Origin of the sequence: Pantoea sp. (assembly GCF_028283705.1) — a bacterium.
Lineage (GTDB): Bacteria > Pseudomonadota > Gammaproteobacteria > Enterobacterales > Enterobacteriaceae > Pantoea.
The window spans coordinates 1-9,537 of the sequence record NZ_JAPWKD010000016.1; the positions used below are offsets into that span (position 1 = coordinate 1).

General features: G+C 52.8%; 8 protein-coding genes, 1 pseudogene and 1 other annotated feature. Of the genes and pseudogenes, 4 read left to right on the forward strand and 5 right to left on the reverse strand.

The window, feature by feature from the left end:
- Positions 1 to 139 precede the first annotated feature (139 nt).
- The 3 genes from clpB to rluD all read right to left on the reverse strand — a co-directional run bounded on the left by clpB (position 140) and on the right by rluD (position 4,544).
- Positions 140 to 2,713 (reverse strand): ATP-dependent chaperone ClpB, encoded by a 2,574-nt coding sequence (gene clpB, locus PW844_RS14950; protein WP_299453223.1) that lies wholly within the window; start codon positions 2,711 to 2,713, stop codon positions 140 to 142.
- A gap of 125 nt (positions 2,714 to 2,838) precedes the next feature.
- Positions 2,839 to 3,567, reverse strand: coding sequence for a purine nucleoside phosphorylase YfiH (yfiH, locus tag PW844_RS14955; protein ID WP_299453226.1), 729 nt, complete (start codon positions 3,565 to 3,567; stop codon positions 2,839 to 2,841).
- The gene (gene rluD, locus PW844_RS14960; RefSeq protein WP_084876414.1) at positions 3,564 to 4,544 is read right to left on the reverse strand and encodes a 23S rRNA pseudouridine(1911/1915/1917) synthase RluD; all 981 of its coding nucleotides are present in this window, start codon (positions 4,542 to 4,544) and stop codon (positions 3,564 to 3,566) included. The genes yfiH and rluD overlap by 4 nt, the downstream gene beginning before the upstream one ends.
- Before the next feature lie 130 nt (positions 4,545 to 4,674).
- Between rluD and bamD the strand changes: the two genes are divergently transcribed.
- The 4 genes from bamD (at position 4,675) to pheA (ending at position 7,410) form a co-directional block, all read left to right on the forward strand.
- Complete coding sequence (gene bamD / locus PW844_RS14965) at positions 4,675 to 5,406, forward strand: outer membrane protein assembly factor BamD (RefSeq protein WP_208716228.1); 732 nt, start codon at positions 4,675 to 4,677, stop codon at positions 5,404 to 5,406.
- 268 nt (positions 5,407 to 5,674) lie between these two features.
- Positions 5,675 to 6,001, forward strand: a complete 327-nt coding sequence (raiA, locus tag PW844_RS14970; RefSeq protein WP_021507319.1) for a ribosome-associated translation inhibitor RaiA — start codon at positions 5,675 to 5,677, stop codon at positions 5,999 to 6,001.
- Between the two features lie 98 nt (positions 6,002 to 6,099).
- Positions 6,100 to 6,224, forward strand: a sequence feature (Phe leader region).
- On the forward strand, positions 6,101 to 6,148 hold the full coding sequence (gene pheL, locus PW844_RS14975; protein ID WP_100703679.1) for a pheA operon leader peptide PheL: 48 nt from the start codon (positions 6,101 to 6,103) through the stop codon (positions 6,146 to 6,148). (Overlaps the previous feature by 48 nt.)
- Positions 6,225 to 6,246: 22 nt before the next feature.
- On the forward strand, positions 6,247 to 7,410 hold the full coding sequence (gene pheA / locus PW844_RS14980) for a bifunctional chorismate mutase/prephenate dehydratase (protein WP_299453237.1): 1,164 nt from the start codon (positions 6,247 to 6,249) through the stop codon (positions 7,408 to 7,410).
- A gap of 33 nt (positions 7,411 to 7,443) precedes the next feature.
- Here the strand turns inward: pheA and tyrA are convergent, their stop codons facing one another.
- Together tyrA and PW844_RS14990 are read right to left on the reverse strand one after the other, a co-directional pair.
- Positions 7,444 to 8,565 (reverse strand): bifunctional chorismate mutase/prephenate dehydrogenase, encoded by a 1,122-nt coding sequence (gene tyrA, locus PW844_RS14985; RefSeq protein WP_084876417.1) that lies wholly within the window; start codon positions 8,563 to 8,565, stop codon positions 7,444 to 7,446.
- Positions 8,566 to 8,571: 6 nt separating this feature from the next.
- Positions 8,572 to 9,537 (reverse strand): annotated as a pseudogene (locus PW844_RS14990) (3-deoxy-7-phosphoheptulonate synthase); the annotation flags it as partial.

The window sequence follows — 9,537 nt, forward strand, 5'->3', positions numbered from 1 at the left end:
GAGATAATTCTGAGTGACAAGCGCTAATTTAAACTTTTTGCACGACCGCTCACTTTCCAGGCGAAGCGTTGCAAAATCCAGCAAAAACCTGTGCGAAAAGCATAAAAAACGGGCCCGCAGGCCCGTTAATGGTTATTTCTTACTGATGTGCGACTATCACATCATCTTTCACATCCATCTCGATGGTTTTACCCGGCACTAACGCCCCAGAAAGAATCTGTTGCGCCAGCGGGTTTTCAATTTGCTGCTGGATAGCACGTTTCAGTGGCCGCGCCCCGTAAACCGGATCGTAACCGTTCTCACCCAGCAACCGGATAGCTGCGTCCGAAATGTGCAATTGGTAGCCGCGTTCTTCAAGACGTTTATACAACCGTTGCAGCTGAATCTGCGCAATAGAAGCAATGTGTTTTTCACCCAGCGGATGGAACACCACCACTTCATCAATACGGTTAATAAACTCCGGACGGAAATGATGCCCAACTACCGACATCACCAGGTCCTTCATCTCAGGATAATCCAGTGCACCAAACCGCTCCTGAATCAAATCTGAACCGAGGTTCGAGGTCATAATAACTACCGTGTTGCGGAAATCGACCGTACGTCCCTGTCCATCCGTTAAACGACCATCATCCAGCACCTGCAACAGGATGTTGAAAACATCCGGGTGTGCTTTCTCTACCTCATCAAGCAAAATCACCGAATAAGGACGACGACGAACAGCCTCAGTCAGATAGCCCCCCTCTTCATAACCGACATATCCCGGAGGAGCACCCACCAGACGCGATACCGAGTGTTTCTCCATAAACTCAGACATATCGATACGTACCATGGCGTCGTCACTGTCGAACAGGAAGTTTGCCAGCGCCTTACACAACTCGGTTTTACCCACACCTGTTGGTCCCAGGAACAGGAAAGAGCCAATTGGCCGGTTTGGATCAGACAATCCGGCACGGCTACGACGAATCGCATTCGATACGGCTTCTACCGCTTCATCCTGGCCAATCACGCGCGCATGCAGCTCCTGCTCCATCCGCAGCAACTTATCACGCTCCCCTTCCATCATGCGGGCGACAGGAATACCAGTCCAACGCGCCAGTACATCAGCAATTTCCACATCGGTCACGCGGTTACGCAGCAACTTCATGGTCTTGCCTTCGGACTGCATGGCCGCAGCCAGCTGTTTCTCCAATGCGGGTATCTTGCCATACTGCAATTCAGACATCTGTCCCAGATCGCCGACACGCCGTGCCTGCTCCAGAGACAAGCGCGCCTGCTCCAGTTCAGCCTTGATATTCTGCGTACCGGTCAGAGACGCTTTTTCAGCTTTCCACTCTTCTTCCAGCTCGGCGTATTCACGCTCTTTCTGGTCAAGCTCGCTTTCCAGCATTTCCAGACGTTTGATACTGGCATCATCCGACTCTTTCTTCAGCGCCTGCTGTTCCAGCTTAAGCTGGATAACGCGGCGTTCAAGGCGATCCAGTGGTTCCGGCTTCGAGTCAATTTGCAGACGAATGCTGGAAGCCGCCTCATCAATAAGGTCGATAGCTTTATCCGGTAACTGACGATCGGCGATATAACGATGCGAAAGCGTTGCTGCTGCCACAATCGCCGGATCGGTGATCTGCACATGATGATGCAGCTCATAGCGCTCTTTCAGGCCACGCAAAATGGCAATGGTGTCTTCGACACTCGGTTCCGCCACAAACACTTTCTGGAAACGACGTTCCAGCGCAGCATCTTTTTCAATGTACTGACGATACTCATCCAGCGTAGTGGCACCGACGCAGTGCAACTCACCGCGAGCCAGAGCTGGCTTAAGCATGTTACCGGCATCCATTGCGCCGTCAGCTTTACCGGCACCGACCATGGTATGCAGTTCGTCGATAAACAGGATGACGTTGCCTTCCTGTTTCGCCAGATCGTTCAGGACCCCTTTTAAACGTTCTTCAAACTCACCACGATATTTCGCACCCGCCACCAGCGCTCCCATATCCAGCGCCAATACCCGACGGCCTTTCAGGCCTTCAGGCACTTCGCCATTGATGATGCGCTGAGCCAAACCTTCAACGATAGCGGTTTTACCGACACCGGGTTCACCAATCAGTACCGGGTTATTCTTGGTACGACGTTGCAGAACCTGAATGGTGCGCCGAATTTCCTCGTCACGACCAATCACCGGGTCAAGTTTGCCCAGTTCGGCGCGTTCCGTCAGATCGATGGTGTATTTCTTTAATGCCTGACGCTGATCTTCAGCCCCTTGATCGTTCACGTTCTCTCCCCCTCGCAATTGCTCGATAGCCTTAGCGAGTTTTTCCGACGTTGCACCAGCCGATTTAAGTAAATCAGCCAGCGAGCCACGTGAATCCAGGGCCGCCAAAGCAAATAATTCAGATGAAATAAAATTGTCGCCGCGCTTTTGCGCCAGCTTGTCGCACAGATTAAGCACACGGACTAAATCCGCAGACGGCTGGACGTCGCCGTCAGTGCCTTCAACTTGTGGTAATCGATTAATAGCCTGTTCAATGCTGGTGCGTAGCCCAGCGACATCGGCACCCGCTGCGCTTAGCAACGGACGCACCGATCCGCCTTCCTGATTGAGCAACGCGCTCATCACATGAAGGGGTTCTATGAATTGGTTATCGTGTCCCAGAGCAAGGGACTGTGCATCGGCCAGGGCCAACTGGAATTTGTTGGTAAGACGATCCAGACGCATGTTTCCTCCCATTACAGGTCAAAATGCTACTGGAGATTAAATGAGGTCATCCCTCAAATTTTCAAGGTTAATGACCTGAGTTGTGAGCAAAAAATACGCTAACTGGATCGTCTTGTGGCGTAAGGTTATCTCAGCCAAATCAAAGTTGCCATACGCCCGGTGATACGATCGCGTCGGAAGGAGAAAAAATCGTCGCTTTCATGCCAGGTACAGCGTTGTTCGCCGCTGATTGAACGCACACCAGCAGCCTGCAAGCGCTGGCGAGCCAGCAACCAGATATCAGCAAAATATTTTTCGCCGACGGGGCGAAATGCCTGGTCGGCACGCTCGTCATGCGCCATAAATGCCGAACGCACCTCCGCACCCACTTCGAAAGCCTGCGGGCCAATGGCAGGTCCCAGCCAGGCATGAATCTCTTGTGCGGGACAGTGAAACTGTGCCAGCGTCTGCTCCAGTACACCGTGACATAAGCCGCGCCAGCCGGCATGAGCAACCGCCACTTCGCTACCATCACTGGCACAAAAGAGCACCGGCAGGCAATCTGCCGTCATCACGGCACAGACCACGCCCGTTTCACGCGTAATCGCAGCATCCGCATCAGGTAGCGCTACGCTAGCAGGTAAACGCACCGCCTCCTGACCGTGAACCTGATTGAGCCATTGGGGCATCGCCGGTAACTGTGCCAGAGCAACCAAACGCTGGCGATTAAGGAGCACATGTTCCTGATTATCACCAACGTGGCTGCCAAGATTGAGGGCGTTCCAGGGAGCCTGGCTGACGCCACCGTAACGTGTAGTTGAACATGCCCGAACGCGCGCCGGTGCTGGCCAGTCCGGGATGATCAACTCATTCATAGCCAGTCCATCTGATCGCGGAACATATCGGTATCAGCTTTCAGGGCATCAATCAAATCGACCATGTCCTGCGGCAGTGGTGCATGCCACTCCATTTCAATCCCGGTGATCGGATGGTAGAGACGCAACATGGTTGCGTGCAACGCCTGACGATCAAATCCACGCAGGGTTGCGATAAATTCATCAGATGCCCCTTTTGGTGGACGTGGACGACCACCGTAAAGCGGATCACCCACCAGCGGATGGTTGATATGGGCCATATGAACGCGGATCTGGTGTGTACGACCGGTTTCCAGACGCAGGCGCAGGCGGGTATGCGCACGGAAGTGCTCCATGATGCGGTAATGAGTCACCGCCGGTTTCCCCATCGGGTGCACCGCCATATGAGTACGTTTGGTGGAGTGACGTGCCATGGGCTCATTAACGGTACCGCCCGCGGTCATGGTGCCAATCGCAACCGCTTCGTACTCACGGGTGATTTCACGCAGCTGCAGCGTTTCCACCAGATGCGTTTGTGCAGGTACGGTTTTAGCCACCACCATCAGACCGGTGGTATCTTTGTCCAGACGATGGACAATGCCCGCACGAGGAACATCCGCAATCGCTGGGTAATGATAAAGCAATGCGTTAAGCACAGTCCCGTCCGGATTACCGGCTCCCGGATGCACCACTAAACCACGCGGTTTGTTGATAACAAGAATATCGTCGTCTTCATACACGATATTCAATGGGATGTTTTGCGCTTCCCAGCGCTGCTCTTCTTCGATTTCAGCGCTGATCGACACCTGCTCGCCGCCCAGAACCTTCTCTTTCGGTTTGTCGATGACGGTGCCATTGACGCTGACGCGACGCTCAAGGATCCATTCTTTTATGCGAGAACGTGAATAATCAGGGAACAATTCCGCCAAAGTCTGATCTAAGCGTTGTCCAAGTTGTGCTTCGGACACCGTTGCGGTGAGTTGAACTTGTTGTGCCATATACAGCTTCTTCGTTAACGTTGGGTTTTCACGGCGATGCCGTTTAATATAATGTGCTATCGTACCTGGTCATTACCGGGAGCTACACGGACAGCTTCCGCCATAACACTTTGAGGATAATCATTTCGTCATGACGCGTATGAAACATCTGGTGGCTGCTGCCACACTGAGCCTGGCACTGGTGGGTTGTTCCAGCTCAAAGGACACAGTACCGGACAGCCCGCCGTCTGAGATTTACGCCACAGCTCAGCAAAAACTGCAGGACGGTAACTTTAAAGCGGCGATTAAGCAACTGGAAGCGCTGGATAACCGTTACCCGTTCGGTCCATATTCTCAGCAGGTACAGCTGGATTTGATCTACGCGTATTACAAAAATGCCGATCTGCCGCTGGCGCAAGCCGCGATCGCTCGCTTTATGCGTCTGAATCCGACCCATCCGAACATCGACTATGTCATTTACATGAAAGGTCTGACGGATATGGCACTGGATGATTCAGCACTACAGGGCTTCTTCGGTATCGATCGTTCTGACCGCGATCCGACTCATGCCCGTGACGCGTTCCGCGACTTTTCTCAGTTGCTGCGCGGTTATCCGAACAGCCAGTATGCCGCCGACGCCCAGAAACGCCTGGTCTTCCTGAAAGAACGTCTGGCGAAGTATGAACTTTCAGTGGCGCAATTCTATACCAAGCGCGGTGCTTATGTCGCTGTTGTTAACCGTGTAGAAGGCATGATGAAGGATTACCCGGATGCAGAAGCGACTCATGAAGCGCTGCCGCTGATGGAAAATGCCTATCGCCAGCTGCAACTGACTGCTGAAGCGGATAAAGTGGCAAAAATTATTGCTGCCAATAACGCCTGATCAAAGGCAAATAAAAAAGCAGCCTTCACTGGCTGCTTTTTTTTGGTGAAAATTCAGACTAAAAACAAAATTTCTCACCCGGTTAACTCGTCAATCTTGCCCCCTTCCCCCCACCGCTTCAAGCTTTTTCCGCCACTTTCCCGGCCTTTCTCACAATTTGCTGGTATTGACAAAAAGTGACATTTTAATGTGATCTTGATCACATATTTTCCAGGTTTCCGCGGTATGCTGGACCTACCCAGACGGAAATGACAGAGAGGTTTGAATGATGATTCTGAACATTACCAGTAAACAAATGGAAATCACTGCGGCTATCCGCAACCATGTCGAAGACCGTCTCGCCAAGCTGGAAAAATGGCAAACTCACCTGATAAACCCGCACATCGTGTTATCGAAAGAGCCAAAAGAATTTGTGGCCGACGCCACGATTAACACGCCAAATGGCACGCTGGTCGCCAGCGCGAAACATGATGATATGTACACCGCAATCAACGATCTGATTGCGAAGCTGGAACGACAGCTCAACAAAGCGCAACACAAACCCGAAGCGCGTCGTGCCACCAGTAGTGTGAAAGATTTTACGCCTGCGGGTTAAACCCCCATTTTCTCAGCAACGCGCCTCCGGGCGCGTTTTTTATTGACAGCCTCAAATCAGTGCGGTTAATCTCGGGTCACTTTACTTTCGGAAACCACCATGAAACATTTACCGTTCTTCTTCGCATTCTTTTTTACCTTCCCCTGATTGGGAGGCGATTCGTCATGTGAAAATGAATGCGAAGACGAACAACAAAGCCTCCCAACCGGGAGGCTTTTTTATTGGACAGCTTACAGGTGAGCCCTATGACCCCCGATAACCCACTGCTGGCATTACGTGACAAAATCAGCGCCGTTGATGAGAAGCTGCTGACACTGCTGGCCGAGCGCCGCGCGCTGGCCATTGAAGTTGCCCAGGCAAAACTGGCAACCCACCGCCCAATCCGTGATGTCGAGCGCGAGCGCGCCCTGCTGGAAAATTTGATTACGCTGGGAAAAAAACACCAGCTTGATGCGCATTACATCACGCGCCTGTTCCAGCTGGTGATTGAAGATTCGGTTCTGACGCAGCAGGCATTGCTGCAAAAGAACCTTAATCATCCCCATGCGCTGGCGCCGCGTATCGCTTTCCTTGGTCCGAAAGGTTCCTATTCGCATCTTGCTGCACGCAAATATGCGGCACGACATTTTGATTCGATGGTGGAAATGGGTTGTCTCAAATTCCACGACATCATCCAGCAAGTGGAGAGCGGCCAGGCTGATTATGCGGTGATGCCGATTGAGAATACCAGCTCTGGCTCCATCAATGACGTTTACGACCTGCTCCAGCAGACGTCTTTGTCGATCGTTGGCGAGCTGACCATTCCCATCGAACATTGTGTGCTGGTGAGCAGCAATACCGATTTGCAGCAAATTGAGACTGTCTACAGCCATCCGCAACCGTTCCAGCAATGCAGCCAGTTCATCAACCGTTTCCCGCAATGGAAAATCGAATACACCGAAAGCACCGCTGCAGCGATGGAAAAAGTGGCTGCGATGAACTCACCGAAAGTGGCGGCGCTCGGCAGCGAAGCCGGTGGTGAGCTGTATCAATTGCAGGTACTGGAGCGTGATCTGGCCAACCAGCAGCAAAACCATACACGTTTTATCGTACTGGCGCGCAAGTCCATTGATGTCTCCGACCAGGTACCTGCCAAAACCACGCTGATTATGGCCACCGGGCAGCAGGCAGGTGCGCTGGTTGAAGCGTTACTGGTATTACGTCAGCACAACCTGATCATGAGCAAACTGGAATCACGTCCGATTAACGGCAATCCGTGGGAAGAGATGTTTTACATTGATGTGCAGGGCAATCTGCAATCTGACAGCATGCAACGCGCGCTGGAAGAGCTGCGTGGTTTAACCCGCTCACTCAAGGTACTCGGTTGTTATCCGGGCGAGAATGTGGTGCCGGTGGAGCCGCGCATCTAAGCAAAAGGGCATCCGAATGGATGCCCTTTTCTGTTATTGCCGACTGTCGTTTGCCGAACGTAGCATGCTACGGCTTTCAACCAGGAAGCGTTTCGCATAGTCACCAAACCAATGTTCTACGCGTTCAAAGCTTTCGATGAAGGCCTGCTTGTCTCCATGTTCCAGCAAGGTTATCGCCTCACCAAAACGCTGGTAATAGCGTTTAATCAGCGCGATGTTGCTCTCCGAGGACATAATGATATCCGCGTACAGCTGTGGGTCCTGCGCGAACAATCTGCCGACCATTGCCAGTTCCAGCCGGTATATCGGTGACGACAGCGCCAGTAATTGATCCAGATTGACGTTCTCCTCAGCCAGATGGAGACCATAAGCAAAGGTTGCAAAGTGACGCAATGCCTGGATAAACGCCATATTCTGGTCATGCTCAACGGCACTGATACGATGCAACCGCGCGCCCCAGACCTGAATCTGTTCCAGGAACCACTGATAAGCTTCCGGCTGACGTCCATCGCACCACACCACCACCTGTTTCGCCAGGCTACCGCTATCCGGGCCGAACATCGGATGCAGGCCAAGTACCGGTCCGTTATGGGCAGCCAGCATTGCCTGCAGGGGGCGGTTCTTGACCGAGGCCAAATCAACCAGGATGCAATCTTCCGGCAGCGTTGGCAGCTGCGCGATAATTTGCTCGGTAAGATGGATCGGTACGCTGATGATAACCATACCGGCATCTTTCAATAACTCGTCAGCCTGTTCCCAGTCACCTTTGTCGAGCAGACGTACCTGATAGCCCGACAGGGTGAGCATTTTTTCAAACAGACGTCCCATCTGACCACGGCCACCGACGATCACCACCGGACGCAGCGTCGGACACAGGGTTTTAAAGCCTTTGTCGTTTTCACTGGTATAGGATTCACGCATCAGGCGGCGCAGGACATCTTCAATCAAATCCGGCGGTACACCGAGTGCCTCAGCTTCCTGACGACGCGAAGCCAGCATGCTCGCTTCGCGCTCAGGTACATAAATCGGCAAGCCATAACGGCTTTTCACTTCACCTACTTCTGCTACCAGCTCAAGCCGCTTAGCCAGCAGCCCGAGCAGTGCTTTATCTACTTCATCTATTTGATCGCGTAGCGCGGTCAGTTCAGCCACCATGACTCATTACACCTCGTGTGACAGACGCGCCGACAGCACTCCCTGCAAATCCTGATGGATTTCACGCAGTAAGGTTTCAGTGGTGTCCCAGTTGATGCAGGCATCAGTGACAGACACACCGTATTTCATCTCACTACGCGGCTGCTCGGAAGACTGGTTGCCTTCGTGGATGTGGGTTTCCAGCATCAGGCCGATAATGGAACGGTTGCCATCTTTAATCTGGGCAATAGCCGATTCGGCTACACCAGGCTGGCGGCGATAGTCTTTGTTAGAATTGCCATGGCTGCAATCTATCATTAAGGCCGGACGCAGTCCCGCTTTCAGCATCTCTTTTTCGCACTGCGCGACATCTTCCGGGCCGTAGTTCGGTGCTTTGCCACCGCGCAGAATCACATGACCATCCGGGTTACCCTGGGTCTGTAACAGACAAACCTGCCCTGCCTGGTTGATGCCCACGAAGCGATGCGGCATGGCTGCTGCGCGCATAGCATTGATCGCGGTGCCGAGGCTGCCGTCGGTGCCATTTTTGAATCCAACCGGCATGGAAAGACCTGACGCCATTTCACGGTGAGTCTGCGACTCGGTAGTACGTGCACCAATCGCTGACCAGCTGAACAGGTCACCAAGGTATTGCGGGCTGTTAGGATCGAGCGCCTCAGTGGCCAGCGGTAGTCCCATTTCTACCAGGTTCACCAGCAGCTGACGCGCAATGTGCAGCCCGGCTTCCATATCAAACGAGTTGTCCATGTAAGGATCGTTGATTAACCCTTTCCAGCCGACGGTGGTACGGGGTTTCTCAAAATAGACACGCATAACGATGTACAACTGATCCTTCACTTCTCCGAAAGCGTTTTCAGAAGCTGGGCATAATCAAGGGCAGCATCGGTATCGTGGATTGAACAGGGACCACACACCACCAACAGACGCGGATCGCGGCCATGCGATGATAGTAGCAGATGGTCTTGCCGGGCG